Here is a 25126-nt window from a genome sequence, read left to right on the forward strand (position 1 = left end):
CGGCCAGGTCGCAGTTCCCCCGGGGCTGCACTCTTTCTAGCACCGCTCGGGAGTCTTTCATCTCTCCCGCGTTCGATCCAGCCCGTAAGGCGGAACGGCCCTACCGGGCAAGGTATCTACGGCCGACAAGTTGATCACTCTCAGTGCCGTTCGGGTGTTCTCGTGCGGCCATTCGGAGGAGTGGCGCACTTTGCCCATCCGGCCGTTGACCTGATGTTTCCGCGAACGCACTCGCCTTCGGTATCACTTCGGAAACGGTGCGTGCCCGAGCGAGGCGGTTTCCGGGATGTGGGACACGCCTCAAGTCGTCAGACGAGTTTGCGCAATCGGGTGATGGCTTCGTCGATGACTTCGTTGCGCTTGCAGAACGCGAAACGCAGGAGGTGTTTCCACTCGTCCGGGTGATCGGTGAACACCTTCACGGGGACCGCGGCGACGCCGACGCGGCCCGGCAGTTCCCACGCGAGGTCGGCCGCGTCGGTGAATCCCAGCGGCCGGACGTCGACGCACACGAAGTACGTCCCCGCCGTCGGGCGGACCGCGAACCCGGCGTCCGCGAGGCCCGCCGACAGCCGGTCGCGCTTCTCCGCCAGGGAATCGCGCAGGCCGTCGACCCAGGGGAGCTCGTGGTCGAGCGCGTGCGCCACCGCCGGCTGCAGCGGGCCGCCGGAGACGAACGTGATGAACTGCTTCGCCGCCTTCACCGCCGCGACCAGCTCCGGGGTCGAGCAGACCCAGCCGATCTTCCAGCCGGTGCAGTTGAACGTCTTGCCGGCGCTGGAGATGCTCACCGTCCGCGGCCGCATGCCGGGCAGCGTGACGAGGGGGATGTGCTCCACTCCGCTCGACACGTCGAAGACCAGGTGCTCGTAGACCTCGTCGCAGATGGCGATCAGGTCGTGCTCCACGCACAGCGCGGCCAGCGCCTCCAGCTCGGCGCGGGTGAACACCGTGCCGGTCGGGTTGTGCGGCGAGTTCACCAGGATCGCCCTGGTCCGGGGCGTGACGGCGGCGCGCAGCCCGGCGACGTCGAGGCCGAAGCGGCCGTCCTCGCCCTCGACCAGCCCGACGACCTTGCGCTCGGCGCCCGCCATCGCGACCGCGGCGGCGTAGGAGTCGTAGTACGGCTCGATGACGATGACCTCGTCGCCGGCTTCGGTCAGCGCCAGCAGCGTCGCGGTGATGGCCTCGGTCGCGCCCGCGGTGACCAGGATCTCGGTGTCCGGGTCGTACTCGGTGCCGTAGCGCAGCCGGTGCCGCGCGATCGCGGCGCGCAGCTCGGGGCGCCCGGGCCCGGGCGGGTACTGGTTCGCCCCGCCGAACAGCGCGTTCTTGGCGGCGTCGAGCATCCCGGCCGGGCCGTCGGTGTCCGGGAAGCCCTGGCCGAGGTTGACGGCGTCGTGCTTGACCGCGAGCGCCGTCATCTCGGCGAAGATGGTCGAGGTGAACGGGCGGAGGCGGGGGACGAGAGCAGGTTCGCGCACGATCAGCCATCCTCACGGACAATGGTGATGTGGAGCAACTGACCCCCGCCAAGGTGACGCCCGCCGACCCGCCGGGCGGCCCCGCCGGTGAAGAGGAAAAGCGGCGCGCGCTGCGCAAGATGAAGCTGGTCGCGCTGTCCTTCCTGCTCGGCGCCACCGTCGTGTTCCTGCTGACCAGCTGGGCCCAGTCGGCCGGCTGGCCGGGCTGGGTCGGCTACGTGCGGGCCGCCGCCGAAGCCGGCATGGTCGGCGCGCTGGCCGACTGGTTCGCCGTCACGGCGCTGTTCCGGCACCCGCTCGGGCTCAAGATCCCGCACACGGCGATCATCCCGAACAAGAAGGACGCGCTGGGCAGCAGCCTCGGCGACTTCGTCGGCTCGAACTTCCTGTCCGAGGAGGTCGTGCGCGACAAGCTCAAGCGCGTCGAGATCGCGCGGCGGCTCGGCGGCTGGCTGGCGCAGGAGGAGAACGCCGAGCGCGTGACGTCCGAGCTGGCCACGGTCGTCCGGGCGGCGGTCCGCGTCCTGCGCGACGAAGACGTCCAGGCGATCATGGAGCAGGCGGTCGCGCGGCGGATCATCGACAAGCCGTGGGGCCCGCCGCTGGGCAAGATCCTCCAGGGCGTCTTCGCCGACGGCGCGCACCACAAGCTCGTGGACCTGATGTGCGACCAGGCCTACGAGTGGGTCCGCGACAACCACACGACGATGCTGCGCGTGGTGTCCGACCGGGCGCCGAGCTGGTCGCCGAAGTTCGTTGACGAGATGCTCGCGGACAAGGTGTACGGCGAGGTCCTGTCGTTCGCGTGGGCGGTCAAGACCGACGTCAACCACCCGATGCGGCTCGCGCTGGACAAGTTCCTCGGCGAGTTCGCCCAGGACCTGCAGACCAACCCCGAGGTGATGGCCCGCGCCGAGCAGGTCAAGGGCCAGATCGTGCACCACGAGGAGGTCCAGCGCCTGATCGGCTCGGCGTGGAGCACGGCGAAGGAGATGCTCCTGACGGCGGCCGAGGACCCGTCGAGCGAGCTGCGCCGCCGCGTCCGGCTGGGCCTGGTGTCGCTGGGTTCCCGGCTGGCCGACGACGACCAGCTGCGCGCGAAGGCCGACGGCTGGGTCGAGGGCGCCGCGGCTTACCTGGTGAAGAACTACTCGGGCGAGATCACGACGATCATCACCGACACGGTCGAGCGGTGGGACGCCGAGGAGACGTCGCGGAAGATCGAGCTCCAGGTGGGGCGCGACCTGCAGTTCATCCGGATCAACGGCACGGTCGTGGGTGCGCTGGCCGGGCTGGTCATCTACGCCGTCGCGGAGCTGCTGTTTTGAGGAGTTGACCGTATACCACACCTGGGGGAGCTTCAAACCAGTTGTCCACAGGAAGCTGAGTTATCCCCCGGGTTATCCACAGGTTTTCACGGTGATGGCCTAATGACTGTCCACAACGTGTGGGGGTGTGGATGGCCGGGGTGTGGACATGTGGTGGCGGGCGGGGTGGTTGTCCACAGCCGTTCGTGGGTCCGCCGCTCGGATGAGAGCCGGGGCTGGGGTCGCCGGCCGGGCCGGACGCGGCGCGGGGCGGACGGGGTGCGGGGCTGGTCAGCCGGCCGCGGCCGTGCGGGCTCGCCAGCCGCGGGCCTTCTCGCGGTTGCCGCACACCCGCATCGAGCACCACGTCCGCGAGCGGTTGCGGGACTCGTCGTAGAACGCCCACAGGCACGTGTCCGCCGGGCAGATCTTCAGCCTGATCCAGTCGCCGCGGACGACCAGGCGGGCGCAGGCCGCGAACACCGCGCCGACCGCGTCCTCCGCGACCAGGGCCGGGCCGTCGTCGGTCAGGGAAATCCTCGTGCCGACGTCGAGGCTGCCGGGCGGGAGGCGGGGGTCGCCGATCGCCGCGCGCAGGGCGTCGCGGGCCGCGCGGGCTTCGGGGGCCGGGTTCGGCCGCAACGCGCGCCCGGCTGCCCACTCGCGCCACTGCCCGGGATCTTCGAGCAGGTCCGTGCCCTCTTCGACGTTGACCGTGTTGAGGAACTCCACCACGAGGGAGGCGTCGGTGTGCACGTACCGAGTGTACGGCGGCCGGCGGTTGCCCCCGCGTCGGCTAACCCCCATACTTCCGTCAACGGTTACTACGAAGGGAGCGGACGCATGGGAGCGGTACCGACGCTGGGTGTGGTGGCCCTCGACTGCCCGGATCCGGTGGCGCTGGCGGGGTTCTACCGCGCGGTGCTGGAGTGGGACGCGCCCGAAGTCGCCGAAGACGGGCACTGGGTCACGCTGGCCAACCCGCTCGGCGGCGCCGGGATCGCGTTCCAGCGGGTGCCCGACCACCGGCCGCCGTCGTGGCCGTCCGCGGAGAACCCTCAGCAGCTGCACCTCGACCTGAACGTGACCGACCTCGAAGCCGCGCACGAGCGCGTGCTCGGCCTCGGCGCGAAACTGCTGGACGACGAGCCGAAGACGTTCCGCGTCTACGCCGATCCGGCCGGGCACCCGTTCTGCCTCTGCGCGTGCTGAGGGACAGCGGGGCCGAACATGCGTAGGCTCTGATGTGTGATTTGTCCGAAGTGTCAGAACCAGATGCGGACCGTCGACAAGAACGGCATCCACATCGACCAGTGCGACGGCTGCCGCGGGATCTTCCTGGACCGCGGTGAGCTCGAAGCGATCGTCGGTGCGGAAAGCTCGTTCTACGGCCGGCAGCCGCCGCAGTACCAGTCCGGTCCGACGGCGCACCACGGCCGTCCCGACTCGCCGCGCCCGTACCGCGGCGGCCACCCGGATTCGCCGAAGGGGTACCGGGGTGGCTACTCGGACTCGCCACGGCCGCACCGCGGGGGCTATTCGGACTCCCCGCGGCCGCACCGCGGGGGTTACTCGGATTCGCCGCGCCCGTACGGGCACGGTCAGCGCAAGCGCAGCTTCCTCGAGAACCTCTTCGACTGAGGTGGGTCTCGACCTGCGGATCTGCCCGGCGTGCGGTGACCGGGCCGAGCGCCCGGTCGTCTCCGGCACGACGCTGGAGTGCGCGCGCTGCGGGCACACGTGGCCGTTCCGGAAGCTGCCGCTCTTCGCGCTGACCGGGCCGAGCGGCGCGGGCAAGTCGACGCTCGGGCCGCTGCTGGCGTCCCGGTTCGGCGGGGACGTCGTCGTGCTGGAGCAGGACGTCCTCTGGACGGGCGCGCTCCGCGACGACGTCCCGGCGTTCCGCGCGGCCTGGCTCCGGATGGCGGCGATGCTGCACCAGAACGGCCGCCCGGTCGTGCTCTGCGGCACCGTCGCGCCCCCGGAGTTCGAGCCGCTGCCGGAACGCGCGTTCTTCAGCGACGTCCACTACCTCGCGCTGGTCGGCTCGCCGGAGTCGCTGCGACGGCGGCTGCGGGCCCGCCCGGCCTGGCGCGAGTGGGACGAGCCGCGGATCGAGGAGATGCTGGAGTTCACCGCCTGGCTCCGGACGTCGGCCGACGAGCTGGGGGTCGAGCTCCTCGACACGACGGAGGCCTCCGCGGAGTCCGCGGCCGACCACGTCGAGAAGTGGATCCGGGCCCGGCTGCCCTGACCCGGCGCGCACTTTCACGTGAAAGTGCGCGCCGGGTCAGCCGAGTGGCCAGGTGCGGCCGCCGGGTTCGTCGAGCCAGAACTCCTGGCGCGCGCCGGTCACCGTCACGCCGAAGCGGTCGCGGTCCGGCTTGTCGAGCTCGCACCAGTCGACGTAGGCCGCCTCGGCGAGTTCCCACAGCGCGCGCGGGCCGCCCTGGGCCACCTCGTCGGCCCCGGCGCGCTTGCGGTGGCGGACCCACGAGCCGTCCGGGTGGACCAGCGCCACGCTCGGCGTTTCTTCGTCGCCGCCGTCGCGCACCGGCCGGACGCCCGGCAGGGCCAGGCCGGCGAAGAACTCGAACTGACGGCGGGGCTGCAGCACCGCCGACATCGGCAGCCGCGTCTGCTCCCAGTCTTCGCGAGAGGGCATCGGGAGCGGCTCGGTGTGGGGCAGCCGGTGGGCGCGCAGCGGCATGAACCGGCCGTCGCGCGCCAGCACGCGGCCCTGCCCCGAGCCGTCTTCGCCCGCGACGAGCCGGACCAGCCCGGCGCCGAGCGGCCGGTTCAATGTCGTCACGACCAGGCCGCCCGGTTTCGTCTGCGCCAGCCAGGGCAGCGGGATCGACGACACCGCCGCCGTGCACAGCACGCGGTCGAAGAGGACGCCGGCCGGGAAGCCGAGCGCACCGTCGCCCACCGCGCACGCGGGGTGGTAGCCCGCGGCGGCCAGGCGTTCGCGCGCCTGGGCGACGAGCACCGGGTCGATGTCCACTGTGGACACCTGGCCGGCGCCGCAGCGGTGGCTCAGCAGCGCGGCGTTGTAGCCGGTGCCGGTGCCGATCTCGAGGACGCGGTCGCCGTCGCGCACCCGCAGCTCCTCCAGCATGATCGCCATGATCGAGGGCATGCTCGACGAGCTCGTCGGCGTGCCCGCCACCGGCCCGTCGCGGCGGGCGAGGGTCCAGCGCTCCGGGTCGTCGTCGAGCTGCGTCACCAGCACGTCGCGCGAGTAGACCGTCTCGAGCCAGCCCGGGTCGGCGTGGTCGACCGCCGCCCACCGGCCGCCCGCCGGCACGAAGAACCGGGGCAGGAAGACGTGGCGGGGCACCGCCCGGAAGGCGGCGATCCACTCCGGGGCGTGCAGGACGTCCTCGTCGAGCAGGTGCTCGACGAGGCGCCGCCGCAGCCGGGCCGAGCGCGTCATGGGACCACGTTAGCGGTGAGCGTCACACCCGATGGTTGCAAGCAGAGTGCTTGCAATAGCTAGCACTCGCGCGTACCGTCGATGGTGTCGCGAGGAGGTGACCGGATGGCAGAAACCGGTGGGACCCCGCCAGGATCCGGCGGTCCCATGGAGAAGGTCGCGGACATCGCTTCCGACATCGGCGAGTACATCCGCCAGCAGCGCAACACCGCGAAGATTTCGTTGCGCCAGCTGTCGAAGCTCGCCGGCGTGTCCAACCCGTACCTGAGCCAGATCGAGCGCGGGGTCCGCAAGCCCAGCGCGGAGATCCTGCAGCAGATCGCCAAGGGCCTGCGCATTTCGGCGGAAGCGCTGTACGTGCAGGCCGGGATCCTCGATCTGCCGACGGGCGGCCCGGTGGGCGACGCGATCCGCGCCGACGCCGAGCTGACCGAACGGCAGAAGCAGGTCCTGCTCGACGTTTACGAGTCCTTCCGCCGGGAGAACGCCGCGGCACGGCCGGCCGCCGAGTCGTCTCCCGCCGAGGACACCCCAGCCACCAAGCCAGTCGCAGACACCAAGGAGTCAGCATGACCACCCCCAAGACCGAGGACGTCAAGAAGGCCGTCACCACCGCCATCGACCAGGTCCGCACCCCGCTGCTCGCCGCGCTCGGCGCCGGCAACCTGGCCACGCACGCCGTCACCGACGCCGTCGCGAAGGCCCGCGAGAACGTGACCAAGAGCGGCGAGACCGCCCGCAAGAACCTGCAGGAGCTGCCGACCGACGTCGAGAGCCTCCGCGAGAAGCTGGACCCGGCCGAGCTGCGCAAGGTCATCGACGAGTACACCGAGGCCGCGCTCAAGCTGTACAACAAGCTGGCCGAGTCGGGCGAGCAGGCGTGGGACAAGTTCGCCGCGCAGCCGCAGGTCAAGAAGGCCATCGAGCAGCTCGAGGAGGCCCTGACCACCGCGCAGGGTCAGGTCGAGGGCGTCACCACCGAGGTCCGCGAGCGCGTCGACGGCGTGCTGGGCACCTTCACCAAGCGCACCCGCTCGGTGGGCGAGAAGACCGCCCGCAAGGTGACCGAGGTCGCCGGCGAGACCGCCGACGCCATCGAGGAGCTGGGCGACGACGTCGCCCACGAGACCCGTTCCGCGAGCCGCAAGGTCGCGAACAAGACGGCTCCGAAGACGGCCGCCCCGGCCCGCCGCACCACCACCAGCACCACCACGAGCGCCGCCGCGAAGAAGCCGGCCGCGCCGAAGACCGACAAGTAACAACGTCGTGAACGCCCGGCCCCGCCACCGCACGCCCGGTGGCGGGGCCGGGGTCGTTCGGGCGGTTTGCCGTAAGCTGTGGCTGTGCTAGTCGCCATCTGGATCCTCCAAGTCGTCCACTGGGGCAGCGCGCTGGTCGGCCTCTTCGCCTTCGTGCACGCGTTGCTGCAGCGCGCGGACGCCTACTCCGCGGCCGACCGCAAGACCAAACCGATCTGGATGCTGATCACGGGCGCCGCGACGCTCGCCATGGCGCTGTTCGACGTCATGGGCCCGGGGATGATCTTCTGGGTGCCCGCCATGGCCGCGGCGCTGGTCTACATCGTGGACGTCCGCCCCAAGCTGATCGAGGTCCAGCGCGGCGGCTCCAACTGGTAGTCGCCGATTCGGCCAAAGGCAGGCCGACCCCCGCACGGCCGGCAGCCGTCGTCGCGAAGTCATTCGGCCGTGACTGTGGCCGGATCGGCGATGATCGGCACAGCTAGGGTGTCGGGGTGACCTGGACGATCGCCGGGAGCCTCACCGTCGTTCCCGCACCCACCCGTACCGACCTGCTCGCCGAGCCCGTGGCCAAAGCGCTGGCCGCGCTGGCCGACCCGGACGCCGTCGGCGTTACGGAGATCGATCCCTCGCTGGCCGACACCGCCGCCTTCTGCGAGGCCTACGGCTCGCCGCTCGAGGCGTCCGCCAACTGCGTCGTCGTCGCCGGCAAGCGCGCGGGCGAGGTCCGGTTCGCGGCCGCGCTCGTGCTCGCGACGACCCGCGCCGACGTCAACGGCGTGATCAAGCGCCGCCTCGACGTCCGCAAGGCGTCGTTCGCGCCGATGGACGAAGCCGTCGCGCTGACCGGCATGGAGTACGGCGGCATCACGCCCGTCGGCCTGCCCGCCGAGTGGCCGATCCTGCTCGACCGGCGCGTCGCGGACGCGCCCGAGCTCGTCATCGGCAGCGGGATCCGCGGCAGCAAGCTGCTGATCTCCGGCGCCGCGCTGGCCTCGCTGCCCGGGGCCGAGGTCATCGAGGACCTCGCCCGGTGACGTCGGTCTGGCTCCGGTACCTGACCGGTGCCGACATCGACTCGCTCGGCATCACGGACGCGGACATCGTCGGCGCGGTCGAGGACGTGCTCGCCGACCACGGCCGCGGCCAGGTTGTCTTCGAGCCGCGCACGCACCTCGTGCCGGACAACGGCGGCAAGGGCCACTTCAACATCCTCCGCGGCCACCTGTCGGCGAAACAGGTCAGCGGCGTGAAGGTCGTCGGTGACTTCGTGGGGAACTTCGAACGGGGCCTCCCTTCCGAAATGGCGTTGATCCTGCTGCTGGACCCGGACACGGGCATGCCGCGGGCGATCGTCGACGGCACGATGATCACCGAGGCCCGCACCGGCGCGATGACCGCCGTCGGCGCGAAGTACCTGGCGCGCCCGGGTTCCCGGGTGCTCGGGCACATCGGCGCCCGCGGTACCGCCTGGTGGAACGTCGTCCTCCTCGACTCGTTGTTCGACTTCGCCGAGATCCGCGTGACCAGCAAGCGCCCGGAGTCCCGCGAAGACTTCGGCCGCCGGCTGTCCGAACGGCTCGGCAAGGACGTCCGCGTCTGCGCCACGGCCGAGGAGACCCTGGACGGCGCGGACATCCAGGTCGAGGCCTCCCGGCTGGTCGAGCCCGAAGCGCTGGTGCGCCGCGAGTTCCTCCGGCCGGGCACCTTCCTGGTGCCCTACGGCACGATCAGCGCGCTGGAGCTCACGCTGCTCGACGACATCGACAAGGTCGTCGTCGACGACTGGCGCGAATCGCAGTCCGGCAACCCGCGGTTCGGCGCCCTGCGCCCGCAGCTCAACGCCGGCCTCCTCACCGCGGACGGGGTCCACGCCGAGATCGGCGACGTCGTGGCCGGGAAGAAGCCGGGCCGCGAGCACGACGCCGAGCGGATCCTGTTCTGGCACCGCGGACTGTCCACAACGGACGTCGCGGTGGCGGACATGATCCTCACCCGTGCCGAGGCTTCCGGCGTCGGCACCATGCTGCCGTACCGATGATCGTCACCGACAGCGGTTTCGCCGACGGTGAACGGTTGGTTCTGGACAAACCGCTGGTAGAGGAGCTGCGACGGCGCCGGGAAGAGGTCTTGACGGCGCTTGAGGGCGACGTCCCGGTCTACGGCGTGAACACCGGGATGGGCCGCCTGGCTGGGGTGGCGCTCGACGCGCGGCAGCAGGCCGAGCACCAGCGCAACCTGCTGATCGGCCGCGCGGTCGGCGGCCCGCCGTGGCTGCCGCCGGCCGACGTGCGCGCGCTGCTCGTCGTGCGGTTGCGGGACTTCCTGCAGCCCTGGTCGGGGGTGAGCGCGGAGCTGGTGCAGTTCCTGGTGGACCGGCTCAACGACGGGTTCACGCCCGCCGTCCCGCGGTCCGGGCTCGGCAGTTCGGGCGAGATCATCCCGCTGGCGCACGCGTTCCAGACATTCCTCGGTATCGGCACGGTCCTCGAGGACGGCGTCGAAGTCCCGGCGGCCACGGCGCTCGCTTCGCGGGGTGCCACGCCGTACGTGCTGGGGCCGAAGGAAGGTGCTTCCCTGCTTCAGGGTTCTCCGCTGGCGGTGGTGCACGCCCAGCGCGGCTGGACCGACGCGCGGCAGCTCATCCGCCTGCAGACGCTCACCGAAGCGATGGCGATCGACGTCCTCGGTGCCCCGCGGGAGGTGTTTTCCCCGGCCATGGCGGGCGGCGACGACCACCTGCGGTCGGTGTTGTCTTCGCTGGGCGGTCTGGCGGGCCCGGGTCCCGTGCGAGCGGGCGTCGTGCAGGCACCGCTTTCGGTGCGGGTCGCGCCGCGGGCGCTGGCGCACGCTTCGCGCGTCAACGCGGAACTGGAGTCGGCTTTCCGGCGCTGGGCGACGATGCCGGGGGATTCGCCTTCGTTCGTCGGCGGCGCGTTCCTCCCGGGGACGGGCTACCACGCGGTGGACCTGGGCCTGCGGATGGACGCGGTGACGGCGGCTCTCGTGCACCTGGGCGAGGTTTCGGTGCAGCGGCAGCACCGGTTGCTGGACGAGCGGTTCAGCGGGTTGCCGGCGCAGTTGACGCGGGACCCGGGACCCCAGGCAGGGCTGGTGCCGCTGCACAAGCGGGCGGTGGGCGAGCTGCACGCGCTGCGGCGGCTGGCGACGCCGGCGACGCTGGGATCGGTGGACACGTCGGCCGGCCAGGAGGACGTGCAGGCGTTCGCTTGGGCGGCGGGGGAGCAACTGCGGGCGGCGGCCGCGCACCTGTTCGCGATCACGGCTTGTGAGCTGGTCACGGCTTCACAGGCGCGGTATCTGGCGGCCGAGGGGGTGCCGGGGCTGCGCGAGGCTTACGAGTGGGTGCGGTCCGTGGTACCGGTGGTCGAGGCGGACCGCGCGCTGGGGGCGGAGGTCCAGCGGTTGATCGAGGCACTCCCGGACGCGCTGGGGTGACGTTCGGGCGCGTTCACACCTCGGGGAGAGCCGCTACGTAGGCGGGGGCGAAGTTGCGGACGGTGCTTTCCGGTACAGCGCCCGCAAGCGCCGCGACGGCCAGCCTGACCCCGGGTGCGTCCCGGCCGCCGAACTGTTCACGCAGGTGAGCCAACCCCATGGCGGTGACCGCACCGACCCGGTCGTCGGCCAGTAGCCGGTCGAAGCGGAGTGCCACATCGGACGGGCGGGTGCCTGCCATGAGCCGGTAGACGTCGCCCGCGTCCTTGGCGTGGAGGCGACCGGGGTCCTTCGCACTGTCGGCGAAACGGTCGTGGAGCTTGTGGCTCTTCGCCACCAACAGCGCCGCCGGCCCCGCGACGTGCACGGCGACTTCGCGAGGGTCTGACTCTTCCAGCGCGGCGATGACCATGAGCTCCCGGTCGACGACGGCGGGCTCCAGCCCCGGCACAGCTCGGGCGGCCATCTTGTCGTGCGGCTCGATGTGGACACTGCGCCGTCCGGTGTCCGCCAGCGTCGTGCCGATGAGCAGGTCGAGCTCCACCGGCACACTCTTACCGGCTATCTCCTCGCAGCGAAACCAAAGGCCGGCCTGGTGGGGATCCAGCCGTTCGAACCCGGCTTCGAGCAGCGCTTTTTGGATCAGTGGTTCGTCGGCGAGCAGCGCCGGATCCAGACCGAGGTCGCCGTCGGAGGTGAACGTGCCCACGGTGATCGGCACGTGCGCGGTGAGGAGGTGAACAGCCTGCGCTCGGACCACCGTGACGGCTTCGCGGTGGGCCTCGAGGGCGATCAAGCCGTTGAGCAGCACTCGTCGGGCGACGGGCGTCACTTCATCGATCGTGGCGCCGTCGGGGACCTTCGACAACTGGATTCTCACATTCTTTTCGGAGCTGGCTAGGCGGAAGAAACCCGGCGCCACGGAATCCGCCAAGCGCCGGTGTCGGAGGCCAGGTACTTCAGGACGGCTTCGGCTTCGGCCGGCATTCGGCCAGGGCCTTCCAGCCCGTCGAGCACGAGCTGGGTGGGGGCTACGTGGGTGACACCATCGACCTGCCGGGTCCGGCTGAAGACGATGTCATCGTGAGCGCGCAAGAACAGCACGTCCGCTTCGCCTTCCGTCCGCAGGAGCCCGAGTCTTTCGGCCCAGACGTCCGGTGTGTGCGGTCCGGCTTCGACGTAGAGCATCAGCTGCCCGCCGGCGGACAAGGGGGCGATCGCACGCGAGGCGAACGGGCCGGTGACGGCGATGTCGGAGTTCGGGGATCCCAGCTCGCGCAGAGTTCGCAGCACGGCATCGGGGCCGGTCGGGGAGACCATGCCGACGAAAGAATTGTTCCGGAGCAGGTTGTACGTTTGGGCGCGAGCGCGGATGAGGCCTTCCCAATCGGCCCGCACGATCGTGCGTCCGTCGCGTTCGATCAACAGCTGGTCTTCGAGCTGTCCCAGCAGCCTCGACACCCACGGAAGGCTGGTTCCGCTCTCCTCCGCGATTTCGGTTGCCCGGTAAGGCGGTTCGAAATCGGTCAGGAACCGGACGATCCGGCCGGCCCGCGGTCCCGCAAGGGTCACGTTCTTCGTCGCCGCGTTGTTCTGCCGGGGTGCCTTGGCGGCGCCTTGGGTGAAGATCCTGATGGAAGGCACCCGTACCGACCAGTCGACGTTGCCGGTCAGGTCGAGGTAGCCGGCTCCTCGCACCCGCAGCTCGTGCTGCGTGCGCGGGGAAAGCCACGGCGCCACGACGAGAAGGTTCGGCGGGCTGCTCGTCTGGCCGAGGATCTCCTGGATGAGACCGATGTCCCGCTGTGCTGCCTTCGGTGTCATGCTGCGGTGTGCGGACACCAGCACTTCGGTGTACCGGCCGCGGTCCGGCGGGGTGATCGTCAGGTGGGCGTCTAAGAAGGAGCGTTGCGAGCCGCTCTTGTGCACCGTGGTGTCGGCGACCTCCCAGCCATCGCCCAGGAGTGATCGCAGAGCCTGCACGGCCTGGGTGACCAGGTCGTTCTCGCTGTTTTCCCACTCTTCCACCAGCTGAGTGTGGCATGCGGGCAAGTCGTCGGGCAACGAAACTTGCCCGTAAAATAGAACTTTACCCGTTCGGTAAAGTGAACAGTTCGGGTAAAGTTACCCGAAAAAGTCACTTGTCATGAGCGGGCAAGTGATGGCTTTGCGCAACCCCGTGGGTGAGGTGGTGGTCACGGGTTCACTGGAAGGGCCGGGATGACCCTCGGGCTGATCGGGCAAGCGGCCGCGATGTTCGCCGTCACCAACGTCGACGATCTCGTGCTCTTGGCCGTCTTCTTCGGGCAAGCCGCCGGGCGGCGCGGGGAAGCCGAGGTCGTCGCCGGGCAGTTCCTCGGCTTCGCCGCGATCCTCGCCGTCTCCGTCGCGGGGGCGCTCGGGGCCGGGTTGCTGCCCGGCGGGTTCGTCCGGTGGCTGGGAGTCCTGCCGATCCTGCTCGGCCTTCGCGCGGCTTGGCAGGCGTGGCGCACCGAAGACGGCGAAACCGCGTTGGCCGCCGGGGTGCTCGGGATCGCGCTCGTGTGCTTCGCCAACGGGGGCGACAACGTCGGCGTCTACGTTCCCGCCTTCGCTGCGAGCGGCGCCGCCGGGCCGGCCGGGTACGTCGTGGTCTTCCTCGTGGGCCTCGCCGTCTGGTGCGTGGCCGGGCGGTTCCTCGCGACCCGGCCCGCCGTTGCCCGGGTGCTCGCGCGGTGGGGGCACGTCGTGCTGCCCGTGGTGCTCGTCGCGCTCGGGGTGTCGATCCTCGCCGGGGTGTTCTAGCGGCGGGCGTTCTGCAGTGCCAGCCCCCGCGGCGTCGCCAGCCGCGTGATCAGCGCGAAAGCCCCGTCGCACAGCAAAGCCAGGAGCACCGCCGCCAGGCCGCCCGCGAAGATCTGGCCGTAACCCTGCGCCCCCAGCGCGAAGCCGTCGACGATGTAGCGGCCCAAGCCGCCGCCGTCGTTGACGATCGCGCCGATCGCCACCGTCGCGATCAGCTGGAGGAACGAGACCCGGGCGCCCGCCAGGATCACCGGGGAGGCCAGCGGGAGCTCCAGCCGCAGCATGATCTGCCACTCGCGGTAGCCCGTGCCGCGGGCGGCGTCGACCGTCTCCTGCTCCAGGGAGACCACGCCCGCGTACGTGTTGGTGAACAGCGGGGGCGCCGCCAGGGCCACCAGCGCGAGCAGGAGCGGCCAGAACGTCGTGTCCAGCTCCCAGCGGCTCGCCAGGAACCAGAACAGGATGATCAGCCCGAAGCTCGGGATCGCGCGCCCGATGTTGACCGCGCTGCTGGCCAGGAACGCGCCGCGGCGGTAGTGGGCCAGCCACAGGGCCAGCGGGATCGTCAGCACCGCCGCGATCACCAGTGCCAGCAGGGAAAACCTGAGGTGCTCCACCGTCCGGTACGGGACGCCCGCCTTGTCCGTCCAGCTCCAGCGGTTCGGGTCCGCGAGCCACGCGTCCAGCTGGTCGAAGAAGCTCATCGCGCCTTCCGGGTCCAGGGCGCCAGCACCCGCTCGCTGAGCCACAGCAGGAGGTCCACGACCACCGCCAGCACCACCGACAGCCCGACGCCGACGATGATCTCCGTCGGGTTGGGCGTCGCCGTCTGGATGCCGTGGCGGATGAAGTAGCCCAGGCCGCCGAGGCCGAGCATGGACGTCACCGTGACCAGGCCGATGGTCGTCACCGCCGCGACGCGCAGCCCGGCGATCACCACCGGCAGCGCGAGCGGCAGCTCGATCTGCCACAGCAGCCTGCCGCGCGTGTACCCCATGCCGATCGCGGCTTCGCGGACTTCGTTCGGCACCTGGTCGACGCCGGTCACGATGTTGCGGACCAGGATCAGCAGCGTGTACGTCGCCAGCGGGATCACCGCCGAGGCGAACGACAGCCCGAAGAACGGCACCAGCACCGCGAACGCGCCCAGGCTCGGGATGACGTACAACGCGCCCGCCGCGCTCAGGATGACCCCGTAGGACCAGCGGAAGCGCAACGACAGCAGCGCCAGCGCGATCGAGACGACCAGCCCGGCGCCGAGGGCGACACCGGTCAGGGAGATGTGTTCGACCAGCCGCTGGACGATGTCGTCGGCGTTGCGGTCCACCCACTTCCACTGGAAGATCGGCGGCCCGCTGTCGGCGGCCAGCGGCGTCACCGCGCTCACGTGCACCCGGCGACCTTACCCCGATCGGGCCGTTCGGATTCCGCACGCTGGGAAAATGGACGCTCTTCTCCCAACATGTGGATTCTTGTCGGGGGGCGGCGCTAGGGTCCTTTCGTCTGTTCGAGTGACGAGGGAGTGGGGATTCGTGCGCTGGTTCCGGAACGCGTCCGTGGTGGCGGTGGCCGTCGCGGCGACGCTCGGCTTGGCCGCCTGTGGTGGTGGCAGCGACAGCGGTGACAAGCCCGCCGCGCAGAGCAAGGGCGGGGCGCCGATCGTCGTCGCGTCCTTCAACTTCACCGACAGCCAGATCCTCGCCGAGATCTACGCCCAGGCGCTGGAGGCCAAGGGCTACCCGGTGACGAAGAAGCTGAACCTGGGCTCGCGGGAGCTGATCTACCCGTCGCTCAAGTCCGGTGAGCTGCAGTTCGTCCCGGAGTACCAGGGCGCGGCGATCACCACCGGCTTCGGCAAGGAGGCGGGCAAGAGCGCGCAGGAGGAGCACGACCAGCTGGCCAAGCTGTTCGAGCCCAGCGGCGTCGGGCTGCTGAACTACGCGCCCGCCGAGGACAAGAACACCTACATCGTCAAGTCGGACCTGGCCAAGGAAAAGGGCATCGCGTCCATCAGCGACCTGAAGAAGCTCGACAAGGTCGTCATGGCGGGCCCGCCGGAGTGCGAGAAGCGCCTTCCGTGCTTCCTCGGCTTCAAGGAGACCTACAAGCTGACGAACGCGACCTTCCAGACCATCCAGGAAGCCGGGCCGCGGGTCGAGCAGCTCAAGTCCGGGGCCGTCACGGTCATCCCGGTCGACTCGGTCAGCCCGCTGACCGGCGACTCGAACTACACGGTGCTCAAGGACGACCTGAACATCGTGCCGACCGAGAACGTCGTGCCGGCGGTGAACAAGAAGGTGCTCGACGAGCGCGGCGCGGACTTCGCGACCGCCGTCAACGCGGTGAGCGCGAAGCTGACGACCGACGTCATGCGCGACTTGAACAAGCGCGTCGACTCCGACGGGGAAAAGGCCGAAGACGTCGCGAAGGACTGGCTGGCGCAGGCCGGTCTCTAAGCGGTCCCGCGCACGACCCAGGCGCTCGCCCAGAGGGGGAGCGAGCCGTCCGGGTTCGTGGGCAGGCGGCTGCACAGGAGTTCACGGATCTGGTCCCGGCGGGCCTCGGGCAGCGACGCGAGGTACGCCGGGGCCGGGCCCTGCGCGCCGAGGAACGGCTGCCAGTAGTCGTCGAAGTCGCGGAACACCGTCGGGATCTTGATCTCCCCGACGGACACCCCGGTGAAGCCGGCTTCCGTCCACAGCCTGCCGAGGGGTTCCGGGCGGCACAGCGGGTAGCGGCGCCCTTCGTCGAGGGCGGCGACCGGGTCGAGCTCGCCGGCCGCCTCCCAGAAGCGGCGGATCAGTTCCATGCCCTCGGCGAGGTCCCACAGGTACGCCGCGGCGAGCCCGCCCGGCGCGCTCACCCGGGCGATCTCCGCCGCCGCGCGCGCCGGGTCCGGGACGAAGTTCAGCACCAGCCCCGACACCACGACGTCGAAGCGGTCATCGGGGAACGGCAGCTCTCGGGCATCGGCCAGGGTGAACGACGCCCGCGGGTCGGTCACGCTCGCGCGGGCGGTCTCGAGGAACCCCTCGGACGGGTCGGCGCCGACGACCTCCGCCGGGTTCGCCGCCTTCAGCACCGCGGCCGTACACGCACCCGTGCCGCAGCCGACGTCGAGCCAGCGCCGGCTCGCCGGGACGTCGAGCTGCCGGACGAACGTCTCCGCGATCTTGCGGCTCCAGCGTCCGATGTAGGCCTCGTAAGCGTCGCCTGACTGCCACATGCCCCCGAGTACAGCACAAAAAGCGCTGGTCAGTCCTTCGCCAGCTCGCCGGTCGCGGTGTGGCCCGCTGACGTCGTGCGCCGCAGGAAGCCGGCGATCAGCGCCAGTTCTTCTTCGCTGTAGCCGGCGCAGAGCTCGTCCATCGCCGTGTTCATCCCCGCGTAGAGCCGGAACAGCTCCGCGTTGCGGCCGCGGACGGCACGCACCGCCACCGAACGCCGGTCGGCGGCCTCCGGATCGCGCTCGCGGACGATCCAGCCGCCCTTCTGGAGCCGGTCGAGGATGCCGGTCATGGTCGCCGGGTGCAGGCCGGCGCGGCGGGCCAGCGCGCTGGGGCTGAGCGGACCGTGCCGGGCGATCAGCTCGAGGCAGTCCAGGTCGACGTCCTTGAGCGCGAGGTGGGCGCTGACCTGGTGGTTCAGGAGGGAGAGCTGGTTGCGCAGCTCGCGCAGCGACTCCTTCACAGCCACGGTCGACCGGCGTCGGCGGACGCCCGCACCATCATCTGATACGGAAGTCATATGATATGCTCCTCTTATCATCTGGACTTCAGGCATCAGCTTATCCCGGGGGGTTCGCCATGATCGTGCTCACCGGAGCCACCGGCCTGGTCGGCCGCTCGCTCACCGCTGAACTGGGCGGCCGTGCCCGGGTCGTCACCCGCACGCCGCGCACGGCGGGCTTCCCATCGGACGTCGAGGTGGTCGAGGGCGATCCCTCGCGCCCGGAGACCCTCGCGGACGCGCTGCGGGGTGCGTCGGCGCTGTTCCTCCACCCGCGGGCCGTCGGCGCTGCCGCGCACGACCTGGTCGCGCTGGCCCGCGAGGCCGGCGTCCGCCGGGTGGTCGCGCTCTCCGCGGCCAATGTGGACGATGACCTCGCGGCGCAGCCGTCCCGGTTCCGCGGCGACCGCAACAAAGAGGCTGACGACGCCGCCGCGACGAGCGGGCTCGAGTGGGTGAGCTTGCGGCCGAGTTCGTTCGCCCTCAACGCGCTGACCGCGTGGGGCGCGCAGATCCGCGCCGGCGACGACGTCCGGTACGTGCACGCCGGGTTCGAGGAGTCGCCGCTCCACGAACGGGACCTGGTCGCGGTGCTGGTCCGCGCGCTCGTCGACGATGACGTGCTCGGCCGCTTCGACCTGACCGGTCCGGAATCGCTGTCGCACGCGGAGATGGTGCGGGTGCTCGGCGAGGTGCTCGGCCGGCCGTTGCGGTTCCACGAGGTGCCGGCCGAGGCGGCCGCGCGGGGGATGGTCGCGGGTGGCCTTCCGGAGCCGTTCGTGACGGCGATGATGGTGCGTTACGCCGCCCACCTCGCGCGCCCGCAGTTCCCGCCGACGGCCGAGGTGGAGAAGATCCTCGGCCGCCCGGCCCGGACCTTCGCGGACTGGGCGGCCGACCACGCCGCGGATTTCCGCGCCGCGGGGTGATCGGTGCAGTCGGTCGCCGTGGGCCGGGCCGGGCCGTTCGAGGCAGGGCTCCTGCGGCCGTTCCCGCTCGGAATGCGCTCGCGGGCCGGTACCGGTGGTCCCCTCAGCCCTCCAGCGCCATCCGGGTGTACGCGCGAACGTCAGCGTCCGAGTCGGTGCGGCGCGCCCGCAAGCGCGCTGCCACCTCCGGAGCGGCCGCCCACTTGCCGAGGGCCTGGACAGCGGCGCGGCGGACGTTCGGGTGGTCGTCCTCCAGCGCCCCCAACAGCGGTTCCGACGGCTCGGCCAGCGCACCCAACGCCGTCGCCGCACCCCGGCGGACCTGCCAGGCCGGGTCCGCCAGGGCCGCGAACGCCAGCTGGGACAGGTCGCCGCCGCAGCCGAGGTCGGCTGCGGCGGTCAGGGCCGCCGCCCGCACCAACGGGTCCGGGTCGGTGGCCAGGGTGGCCACCGTTGCCGTGGAACGCGGGTCGCCGATCGTGCCCAAGCCGGCCGCCACCGCGACGCGGACCTCGCGGGACGCGTCCGAAGCCGCGTCCGCCAGGGTCGAAGCCGCGTCCAGGGAGACCAAGCCGCGGATCGCCTCCAAGCGGACGGCCACCGACGGGTCGGTCAACGACGCCGCGAAGAACGGCGCATCGCCCAGCCGCAGCGCGCGCAGGACGTCCAGGGCCACCGAGCGCACCTCCGCGTCCGACACCGGCAAGGCCGACCGCAGTCCGTCGCCCAGCGCGGACGACGGCGAAAGCACCTCCACCAGTTCCCGGAGCCCGGCCGCCGCCGCGGCGCGGACGCGGGCGTCGATGTCGTGCAACGCCGTGACCAGCGCCGGGCCGAAGCCGTCCGGGGCCGACTCGGTGAGGACCGCGATCGCCGTCGTCCGGACTTCCGCGTCCGGATCCGCCAAGTAGGGGGACAGCGCCGCCAGCGGAGGCTGTTCCTCCGCCATCGCGACGACCTCCAGCACCCGCGGCGACGAATGCGTCCGCGCCGGCGCCGTCGTGGCCACGTCCGGTGGGGTGTGCCCGCTGAACGCCGTGTGCGTACCCAGGACCTCGGCCGGGAACTCCGGAACCGAAAACTCCGGCACCGGCACGACGTACGGCGCCACCGGGCGCTTCACGAACTCCATCTCGCCGTCCGCTGTCTTGCGCAGGTCGAGGTGGGCCAGCCACGACACGTCGTCGCGGCCCGGGTGGTCGGTCCGGTCGTGGTAGAGGCCCCAGCGGCTCTCGGTCCGGACCAGCGACGCCCGGGCCGCCATCTCCGCGCAGTCCCGGATGAACGTCACCTCCGCGCAGCGCATCAGCTCGTGCGGCGTCCGCGCGCCCATCGACTCGATCTCCGCGGACATCCGCGCGAACGTCTCGAGCGCGATCTCCAGCTTCGCCGTCGTCTTGGGCGGGGCGACGTAGTCGTTGACGAACCGGCGCAGCTTGTACTCCACCTGCTGCTGCGGCGGACCGTCCGGAGTGGACAGCGGCCGGTAGATCAGCGCATGCGCCGCGGCGATCTGGTCCTCGGGCAACGGAACCGGAGGGCGCAAGGACCCCGAAGCGTGCGCACCCGCGAGGTCGCCGTAGACGAACGCGCCGATCATGTAGTTGTGCGGCACGCACGCGAGGTCGCCCGCCGCGTACAGGCCCGGCACCGTCGTCGCGCCGTTCTCGTCGACCCGGACGCCGGACGCCGAATGGCCGCCGCACAGGCCGATCTCCGAGATGTGCATCTCGACGTCGTGCGTGCGGTAGTCGTGGCCGCGGGTGGCGTGGAACGTGCCCCGCGTCGGGCGTTCCGTCGTGTGCAGGATGTTCTCCAGCGCGCCCAGCGTTTCCTCGGGCAGGTGCGTCAGCTTGAGGTAGATCGGCCCGCGCGCCGAGGAGATCTCGCGCGAGACCTCGGCCATCATCTGCCCGGACCAGTAGTCGCAGTCGACGAACCGGTCGCCCGCCGCGTTGACCTGGTAGCCGCCGAACGGGTTGGCGACGTAGGCGCAGGCCGGGCCGTTGTAGTCCTTGATCAGCGGGTTGATCTGGAAGCACTCGATGCCGGACAGCTCCGCGCCCGCGTGGTACGCCATCGCGTACCCGTCGCCGGCGTTCGTCGGGTTCTCGTACGTGCCGTAGAGGTAGCCGCTGGCCGGGAGCCCCAACCGTCCACAAGGGCCGGTCGCGAGGATCACCGCGGACGCGGACACCGTGACGAACTCCCCGGTCCGCGTGTTGAACCCGGCGGCGCCGACCGCGCGGCCGCCGGCGGTCAGCACCCGCACCGGCATCACGCGGTTCTCGATCGTGATGCGCTCACGCATCTGCTTCTGCCGCAGCACGCGGTAGAGCACCTTCTTGATGTCCTTGCCCTCCGGCATCGGCAGGACGTAGCTGCCGGAGCGGTGCACGCGCCGCACCGCGTACTCGCCGTACTCGTCCTTTTCGAACTTGACGCCGTACTTCTCCAGCCGTTGCACCATGGCGAAGCCGCGCCTCGCCGTCTGGTACACAGTGGACTGGTCGACGACGCCGTCGTTGGCGCGGGTGATCTCGGCGACGTAGTCCTCGGGCGTCGCCTTGCCGGGGATGACCGCGTTGTTGACGCCGTCCATGCCCATCGCGAGCGCGCCCGAGTGCCGGACGTGCGCCTTTTCCAGCAGCAGCACGTTCGCGCCGTGCTCGGCGGCGGTCAGCGCGGCCATGGTCCCGGCCGTCCCGCCGCCGATCACCAGGACGTCGGTCTCGAAGTGCGTCCGCGAGGACACCGGGGGCGCTTCGAACGTCATGCCGCCACCAGCCCGCCCAGGACCTCGGCGCGCTCGGCCGCGGCGGCGGGTCCGGCGGTCCGCGGGCTCGACGACTCCACGATCTTCGCCAGCCGCCCGTCGCGGGTCAGCACCGCGACGCGGTCGGCGAGGAACAGCGCTTCGTCGACGTCGTGGGTCACGAACACCACCGTCGTCGGCCGCTTGCGCCAGACCTCGACCAGCAGGCGCTGCATGGCCGTGCGGGTCTGCGCGTCGAGCGCGCCGAAGGGCTCGTCGGCCAGGATCACCCGCGGCGACCCGGCCAGCGTGCGGGCGAGCTGGACGCGTTGCCGCATACCGCCGGACAGCTCCCGCGGCAGGTGGTCTTCGTAGCCGTCGAGCCCGACCTGGGCCAGCCACGACTCCGCTTCGGCGCGCCGCCGCACCCGCGGCACGCGCCGGATGGCCAGCGGCAGCTCGACGTTGCGGCGGACCGAACGCCAGGGGAGCAGCCCGTCGTCCTGGAACACCAGCGCGCGCTCGGCCGAGGTGCCGGTCACCGGGACGCCCGCGGACAGGATCCGGCCTGCCGACACCGGCAGCAGCCCGGCCAGCGCGCGCAGCAGCGTCGACTTGCCGCAGCCGGACGGGCCGGTCACGGCGAGGATCTCCGCGTCGGCGACGTCGAGGTCGATCCCGGACAGCACGGCTCGCTGTCCGTAGTGGACGGTCAGGTGCTCGGTGCGCAGAGTCATGAGTTCTCCCCTCGGGGCAGCCAGCGGGTGGCGCGGCGGCCCAGCAGTTCGACGGCGGCCGAGGTGACCCAGCCGAGCAGGCCGATGGTGAGCATCCCGACGATGACGCCGGGGTAGTCGACGACGGTGTAGGCCTGCCAGGTCCGGTAGCCGACGCCGAACTCGCCGGAGATCATCTCCGCCGAGATCACGCAGATCCACGAAACGCCCATGCCGACGGACAACCCGCCGAACACCCCGGGCAACGCGCCCGGCAGCACGACGTTCCACAGCACGCGCCGCCGCGAGCCGCCCATTGTGCGGATCGCGTCCTCCCAGACCAGCGGCAGGGCGCGCACCGCGTGCCGGGTCGAGACCACCACCGGGAAGAACGCGGCGACGAAGGTGATGAAGACGATGCCCTGCTCGTTGGTGGGGAACAGCAGGATCGCGATCGGCACCATCGCGATCGCCGGGATCGGCCGCAGCACCTCCAGCAGCGGCTGGACGACGTCGGACGTGCCGCGCGAGCGCGCGATCGCCGTGCCGAGGCCGATGCCGAACACCGCCGCCAGCGCGAACCCGGTGACGATCCGGCGCAGGGAATCGAGCAGGTCCTGGTAGTAGACGGCGGTGCCGAGCTGGTAGCCGAGGTCGCGGGCGACCTCGACCGGGGTGGGCAGCCGGTCGAAGTGCAGCCACAGGTCGACGTCGAACGCGGTCAGCACCTCCCACAGCACCAGCGCTGCGACGACGCTGAGCGCGCGGACGGCGAACCGGCCGAACCGGCGTCTGGGTGGCGCGGGCGGGGCTTCGACCGCGGTGGGTTCGTGCTCGAGGGTCTGGGTCATCGGGACTCCTCCACGGCTTGCGCGTAGCTGACGATCGCGCCGGGGTGCCCGGCGAGGTGGGCGCGGGCGCCGTCTTCGGTGGTGAACGGCAGCAGCGCGCCGCCCGCGTCCCGCACCCAGACGGCCTTGTCCGCGAACCAGCGGGTGCCGGTGGCGGCGTCGGGGACGTAGGCGGCGCGGACCGGTTTCCCGGCGTGCGCCACGGCTTTCAGCAGGCACGCCGGGGTGGCGGCGGGGTGCGTCGCGGGCTCGCCGGCCAGCCAAAGCTCGCCCGCGGTCCGCGGATCGGTGACCGGCCGGGAGCACGTCGTGTCGAAGCCGGTGACCGGCGCCGGGTTGTCCAAAGCGGACACCGCGGTGTCGTAGGCCGGGCCGTAGACCTCCCGCAGGTAGCGGTCGTCGACGAACGCGCCGAGGTCGAGCCGCTTGATGTTGCCGATCGACCGCAGGAACGGCGCGTCCGTTTCGAGCGCGGCGATCAATGGGTGCTTGAGCGGCAGGTCGAAGGTGACCATGCCGCCGGCGCCGTTGTAGAGGTAGACGACCTCGGGCGGCAGCTTGGTGGCGGACGCGACCTTCAGCGCCGCGTCCATCGGGTGCGCGTGCAGGTAGTCCGTCGCTTCCCGTTGCGCACGCAGGAATTCCGTGACGACGTCGTGGTGACCGTCCAGGTAGGACTCCCGGGCGACGACGCCGTGCCACGTCGGCAGCTTCAGCGCCGAGCCGTCGTAGAGCAGCCGCGCCTGGTTCGCGAACACCAGCTGGCCCGGCCAGGCGACGAACTGCCCGAGCGCGTCGACCGCGCCGGACTGCAGCCCGGACACGCCGACCGCGGGCGCCTGGTTCTGGATGTGCACGTCGCCGGGGGCGATCCCGATGTCCCCCAGCGCGTGCACGGTGGTGCCGTGGCCGGCCGAGCCGATGCTCGCCGAAATCTTCTTCCCGCGCAGGTCGGCCAGGGTGTGCGCCGGTGAACCCGGTGGCACGACGACCATGTTGAGCGCGCCGAGCAGGTTGTAGCCGGTGGTGGCGATCAGCTTGGTGCGCCCGTCGCCGAACTCCTGCGTGCGGGAACCGTTGATGAGCATGGGGTAGTCGCCCATCGAGCCGATGTCGATCTTGCCCGCGACCATCTGCGCGGTGATCGGGGCGCCGGTCGAATAGTCCTGCCAGGTGACGTGATAGCGCTTACCGTCGCGCTTGCCGAGCGCGGCCAGGCGCTGCTCGAAGTACCCCAGTGAGCGCAGCAGCGTGCCCGCGGTGACGGTGTTGATCGTCTTCGACTGGTAGCCGATGACGACGTCAACGTCGCTCGAGGACGCCGCGTTCGCAGTGCAGCCCGCGGCCAGCAGCGCGGCGGCGAGGAGCAGTCTGACGGCCTTCACCGCAGCAGGTAGGGCATGGCGATGGTCACCGCGCCGGTCGGGCAGCGGGCGGCGCACGGCCCGCAGTACCAGCACTCGTCGACGTGCATGTACGCCTTGTCGGTGTCCGGGTCGATGGCGAGGGAGTCGAGCGGGCACATGTCGACGCAGAGCCGGCAGCCGTCGAGGCACTTCGACTCGTCGATCGTGACCGGGACGTCGACCCGGTTCGGCACGAGGGGCACGGCGATCTCCTTCAGGAACGGTCGAGGCGGGCCCGCATGGTCAGGCGGTCGCCCCGGAGGCGGATGTATTCGAGGTCGACGGGACGGCCGTCGGCGAAGTGCGTCAGGCGTTCCCACCGCAGCAGCGCTGCGCCCGGCTGGACGTCCAGGACCGCGGCCGTCTCGGCGTCGGCGTTGAGCGCTTCGACGTCGATGTCGGCGTAGCCCAGCCGCTGCCCGGACGTCTCCTCGATGAGCGCGAAGACGTCCCGCCCGGCGAGGTCGTGCGCCAGCAGCGGTTTCCCGATTTCGGGCAGCAGGTAGGTGAGGTCGAGCGACAGCGGGACGCCGTCGAGCCTTCTCAGCCGCTCGAGGTAGACGACTTCGGAGCGCTCGGGCACGCCCAGCCGGCGCGCCACGACGGCCGGCGCGGGCACCAGGTCCGCCGCCCGGACGTCGTTGGTGACTTCGCCGTGTTCGCGCAGCACCTCGGCGAGCCCGGCCAGCCGGTTGAGCCCGTGCGGGTACTTGTGCCCGACGACGACCGTGCCGACGCCGGGCTGGCGCGCGATCAGGCCGTCGTCGCGCAGCAGCGCGAGGGCTTCCCGCACGGTGTTGCGGGTCGCCGAAAACTCCACCGTGAGGTCTTCCTCGCACGGCAGCGCTTCCTCGGCCAGCACCTGACGGCGCAGCAGGTCGGCGAGCTGCCGGGCGGCGTCGGACCTGCTCCGGCGGGATGTGGTGGGCATGGCGGGAGGATGGCCAGCGGACGTTAACACCGTGTTACGCCACTTCCGGCCCGGTGATCAAGGCGCTGACCAGCGCA

At 71.2% G+C, this 25126-nt stretch carries 28 protein-coding genes; 13 read left to right on the top strand and 15 right to left on the bottom strand.

The window, feature by feature from the left end; genetic code table 11:
* Nucleotides 1–308: 308 nt before the first annotated feature.
* Complete coding sequence (locus ACLJQM_RS01355) at nucleotides 309–1484, bottom strand: pyridoxal phosphate-dependent aminotransferase (protein WP_247015500.1); 1176 nt, start codon at nucleotides 1482–1484, stop codon at nucleotides 309–311.
* Between the two features lie 29 nt (nucleotides 1485–1513).
* On the opposite strand from ACLJQM_RS01355, the gene ACLJQM_RS01360 reads away from it, so the two are divergent.
* Nucleotides 1514–2812: a DUF445 domain-containing protein gene (locus ACLJQM_RS01360; RefSeq protein ID WP_247015498.1), complete on the top strand. Its 1299-nt coding sequence runs from the start codon at nucleotides 1514–1516 to the stop codon at nucleotides 2810–2812.
* A 270-nt stretch (nucleotides 2813–3082) separates the two neighbouring features.
* On the opposite strand, the gene ACLJQM_RS01365 is transcribed toward ACLJQM_RS01360, so the two are convergent.
* A complete protein-coding gene (locus tag ACLJQM_RS01365; RefSeq protein ID WP_360767826.1) occupies nucleotides 3083–3547 on the bottom strand; it encodes a CGNR zinc finger domain-containing protein in 465 nt (154 codons plus the stop codon).
* An 87-nt stretch (nucleotides 3548–3634) separates the two neighbouring features.
* Between ACLJQM_RS01365 and ACLJQM_RS01370 the strand changes: the two genes are divergently transcribed.
* Genes ACLJQM_RS01370 through ACLJQM_RS01380 form a run of 3 tightly spaced genes read left to right on the top strand, consistent with a single transcriptional unit; the run spans nucleotide 3635 to nucleotide 5045 of the window.
* On the top strand, nucleotides 3635–4003 hold the full coding sequence (locus ACLJQM_RS01370; protein ID WP_410629793.1) for a VOC family protein: 369 nt from the start codon (nucleotides 3635–3637) through the stop codon (nucleotides 4001–4003).
* Between the two features lie 39 nt (nucleotides 4004–4042).
* Entirely contained in the window at nucleotides 4043–4432 is a 390-nt protein-coding gene (locus ACLJQM_RS01375; protein ID WP_410630272.1) for a zf-TFIIB domain-containing protein, read from the top strand.
* A gap of 1 nt (nucleotide 4433) precedes the next feature.
* Nucleotides 4434–5045 carry a nucleoside kinase gene (locus ACLJQM_RS01380; protein ID WP_410629795.1) on the top strand — a complete coding sequence of 204 codons (612 nt, stop codon included), beginning with the start codon at nucleotides 4434–4436 and terminating at the stop codon, nucleotides 5043–5045.
* Between the two features lie 36 nt (nucleotides 5046–5081).
* On the opposite strand, the gene ACLJQM_RS01385 is transcribed toward ACLJQM_RS01380, so the two are convergent.
* Nucleotides 5082–6230, bottom strand: a complete 1149-nt coding sequence (locus ACLJQM_RS01385) for a methyltransferase domain-containing protein (protein ID WP_410629797.1) — start codon at nucleotides 6228–6230, stop codon at nucleotides 5082–5084.
* Between the two features lie 147 nt (nucleotides 6231–6377).
* Between ACLJQM_RS01385 and ACLJQM_RS01390 the strand changes: the two genes are divergently transcribed.
* The 6 genes from ACLJQM_RS01390 (at nucleotide 6378) to ACLJQM_RS01415 (ending at nucleotide 10948) form a co-directional block, all read left to right on the top strand.
* Nucleotides 6378–6803 carry a helix-turn-helix domain-containing protein gene (locus tag ACLJQM_RS01390; RefSeq protein ID WP_360767838.1) on the top strand — a complete coding sequence of 142 codons (426 nt, stop codon included), beginning with the start codon at nucleotides 6378–6380 and terminating at the stop codon, nucleotides 6801–6803.
* The gene (locus ACLJQM_RS01395) at nucleotides 6800–7489 is read left to right on the top strand and encodes a hypothetical protein (RefSeq protein ID WP_360767841.1); all 690 of its coding nucleotides are present in this window, start codon (nucleotides 6800–6802) and stop codon (nucleotides 7487–7489) included. The genes ACLJQM_RS01390 and ACLJQM_RS01395 overlap by 4 nt, the downstream gene beginning before the upstream one ends.
* Before the next feature lie 84 nt (nucleotides 7490–7573).
* Nucleotides 7574–7867 carry a DUF2516 family protein gene (locus tag ACLJQM_RS01400; protein ID WP_247015483.1) on the top strand — a complete coding sequence of 98 codons (294 nt, stop codon included), beginning with the start codon at nucleotides 7574–7576 and terminating at the stop codon, nucleotides 7865–7867.
* 116 nt (nucleotides 7868–7983) lie between these two features.
* Nucleotides 7984–8526 (top strand): YbaK/EbsC family protein, encoded by a 543-nt coding sequence (locus tag ACLJQM_RS01405; protein WP_247015481.1) that lies wholly within the window; start codon nucleotides 7984–7986, stop codon nucleotides 8524–8526.
* Nucleotides 8523–9530 carry an ornithine cyclodeaminase family protein gene (locus ACLJQM_RS01410; RefSeq protein WP_360767845.1) on the top strand — a complete coding sequence of 336 codons (1008 nt, stop codon included), beginning with the start codon at nucleotides 8523–8525 and terminating at the stop codon, nucleotides 9528–9530. Before ACLJQM_RS01405 ends, ACLJQM_RS01410 begins: the two co-directional genes overlap by 4 nt.
* Nucleotides 9527–10948, top strand: a complete 1422-nt coding sequence (locus ACLJQM_RS01415; protein ID WP_410629800.1) for an aromatic amino acid lyase — start codon at nucleotides 9527–9529, stop codon at nucleotides 10946–10948. Before ACLJQM_RS01410 ends, ACLJQM_RS01415 begins: the two co-directional genes overlap by 4 nt.
* Nucleotides 10949–10961: 13 nt before the next feature.
* On the opposite strand, the gene ACLJQM_RS01420 is transcribed toward ACLJQM_RS01415, so the two are convergent.
* Both ACLJQM_RS01420 and ACLJQM_RS01425 read right to left on the bottom strand, forming a co-directional pair.
* Nucleotides 10962–11780, bottom strand: coding sequence for a hypothetical protein (locus tag ACLJQM_RS01420; RefSeq protein ID WP_410629802.1), 819 nt, complete (start codon nucleotides 11778–11780; stop codon nucleotides 10962–10964).
* Nucleotides 11781–11845: 65 nt separating this feature from the next.
* Entirely contained in the window at nucleotides 11846–13012 is a 1167-nt protein-coding gene (locus ACLJQM_RS01425; RefSeq protein ID WP_410629804.1) for a helix-turn-helix domain-containing protein, read from the bottom strand.
* A gap of 156 nt (nucleotides 13013–13168) precedes the next feature.
* Between ACLJQM_RS01425 and ACLJQM_RS01430 the strand changes: the two genes are divergently transcribed.
* Complete coding sequence (locus ACLJQM_RS01430) at nucleotides 13169–13732, top strand: cadmium resistance transporter (RefSeq protein ID WP_410629806.1); 564 nt, start codon at nucleotides 13169–13171, stop codon at nucleotides 13730–13732.
* On the opposite strand, the gene ACLJQM_RS01435 is transcribed toward ACLJQM_RS01430, so the two are convergent.
* Both ACLJQM_RS01435 and ACLJQM_RS01440 read right to left on the bottom strand, forming a co-directional pair.
* Nucleotides 13729–14436 carry an ABC transporter permease gene (locus ACLJQM_RS01435; RefSeq protein WP_247015473.1) on the bottom strand — a complete coding sequence of 236 codons (708 nt, stop codon included), beginning with the start codon at nucleotides 14434–14436 and terminating at the stop codon, nucleotides 13729–13731. The two genes, ACLJQM_RS01430 and ACLJQM_RS01435, sit on opposite strands and share 4 nt — an antisense overlap.
* A complete protein-coding gene (locus ACLJQM_RS01440) occupies nucleotides 14433–15125 on the bottom strand; it encodes an ABC transporter permease (RefSeq protein WP_247015471.1) in 693 nt (230 codons plus the stop codon). Before ACLJQM_RS01440 ends, ACLJQM_RS01435 begins: the two co-directional genes overlap by 4 nt.
* 139 nt (nucleotides 15126–15264) lie before the next feature.
* Here ACLJQM_RS01440 and ACLJQM_RS01445 point away from each other — a divergent pair, with 139 nt between their 5' ends.
* Entirely contained in the window at nucleotides 15265–16188 is a 924-nt protein-coding gene (locus ACLJQM_RS01445; RefSeq protein WP_360767855.1) for an ABC transporter substrate-binding protein, read from the top strand.
* On the opposite strand, the gene ACLJQM_RS01450 is transcribed toward ACLJQM_RS01445, so the two are convergent.
* Both ACLJQM_RS01450 and ACLJQM_RS01455 read right to left on the bottom strand, forming a co-directional pair.
* Nucleotides 16185–16958, bottom strand: a complete 774-nt coding sequence (locus ACLJQM_RS01450) for a class I SAM-dependent methyltransferase (RefSeq protein WP_410629810.1) — start codon at nucleotides 16956–16958, stop codon at nucleotides 16185–16187. The two genes, ACLJQM_RS01445 and ACLJQM_RS01450, sit on opposite strands and share 4 nt — an antisense overlap.
* A 29-nt stretch (nucleotides 16959–16987) precedes the next feature.
* Nucleotides 16988–17479: a MarR family transcriptional regulator gene (locus ACLJQM_RS01455; RefSeq protein WP_410629812.1), complete on the bottom strand. Its 492-nt coding sequence runs from the start codon at nucleotides 17477–17479 to the stop codon at nucleotides 16988–16990.
* 59 nt (nucleotides 17480–17538) lie between these two features.
* On the opposite strand from ACLJQM_RS01455, the gene ACLJQM_RS01460 reads away from it, so the two are divergent.
* Nucleotides 17539–18390 carry an NAD(P)H-binding protein gene (locus tag ACLJQM_RS01460; RefSeq protein ID WP_410629814.1) on the top strand — a complete coding sequence of 284 codons (852 nt, stop codon included), beginning with the start codon at nucleotides 17539–17541 and terminating at the stop codon, nucleotides 18388–18390.
* Nucleotides 18391–18493: 103 nt separating this feature from the next.
* Here the strand turns inward: ACLJQM_RS01460 and ACLJQM_RS01465 are convergent, their stop codons facing one another.
* The 6 genes from ACLJQM_RS01465 to ACLJQM_RS01490 are packed head-to-tail and all read right to left on the bottom strand — an operon-like array spanning nucleotide 18494 to nucleotide 25049.
* On the bottom strand, nucleotides 18494–21166 hold the full coding sequence (locus ACLJQM_RS01465; protein WP_410629816.1) for a fumarate reductase/succinate dehydrogenase flavoprotein subunit: 2673 nt from the start codon (nucleotides 21164–21166) through the stop codon (nucleotides 18494–18496).
* Entirely contained in the window at nucleotides 21163–21882 is a 720-nt protein-coding gene (locus ACLJQM_RS01470; protein WP_410629818.1) for an ABC transporter ATP-binding protein, read from the bottom strand. Before ACLJQM_RS01470 ends, ACLJQM_RS01465 begins: the two co-directional genes overlap by 4 nt.
* Nucleotides 21879–22712: an ABC transporter permease gene (locus ACLJQM_RS01475; protein ID WP_410629820.1), complete on the bottom strand. Its 834-nt coding sequence runs from the start codon at nucleotides 22710–22712 to the stop codon at nucleotides 21879–21881. The genes ACLJQM_RS01470 and ACLJQM_RS01475 overlap by 4 nt, the downstream gene beginning before the upstream one ends.
* The gene (locus ACLJQM_RS01480; RefSeq protein ID WP_410629822.1) at nucleotides 22709–24097 is read right to left on the bottom strand and encodes an ABC transporter substrate-binding protein; all 1389 of its coding nucleotides are present in this window, start codon (nucleotides 24095–24097) and stop codon (nucleotides 22709–22711) included. Before ACLJQM_RS01480 ends, ACLJQM_RS01475 begins: the two co-directional genes overlap by 4 nt.
* Nucleotides 24094–24321, bottom strand: coding sequence for a ferredoxin family protein (locus tag ACLJQM_RS01485; RefSeq protein ID WP_410629824.1), 228 nt, complete (start codon nucleotides 24319–24321; stop codon nucleotides 24094–24096). Before ACLJQM_RS01485 ends, ACLJQM_RS01480 begins: the two co-directional genes overlap by 4 nt.
* Nucleotides 24322–24332: 11 nt before the next feature.
* Nucleotides 24333–25049, bottom strand: a complete 717-nt coding sequence (locus ACLJQM_RS01490) for a GntR family transcriptional regulator (protein WP_410629826.1) — start codon at nucleotides 25047–25049, stop codon at nucleotides 24333–24335.
* Nucleotides 25050–25126: the final 77 nt, after the last annotated feature.

Source organism: Amycolatopsis sp. cmx-4-83, assembly GCF_046548815.1.
Classification (GTDB): domain Bacteria; phylum Actinomycetota; class Actinomycetes; order Mycobacteriales; family Pseudonocardiaceae; genus Amycolatopsis; species Amycolatopsis pretoriensis_A.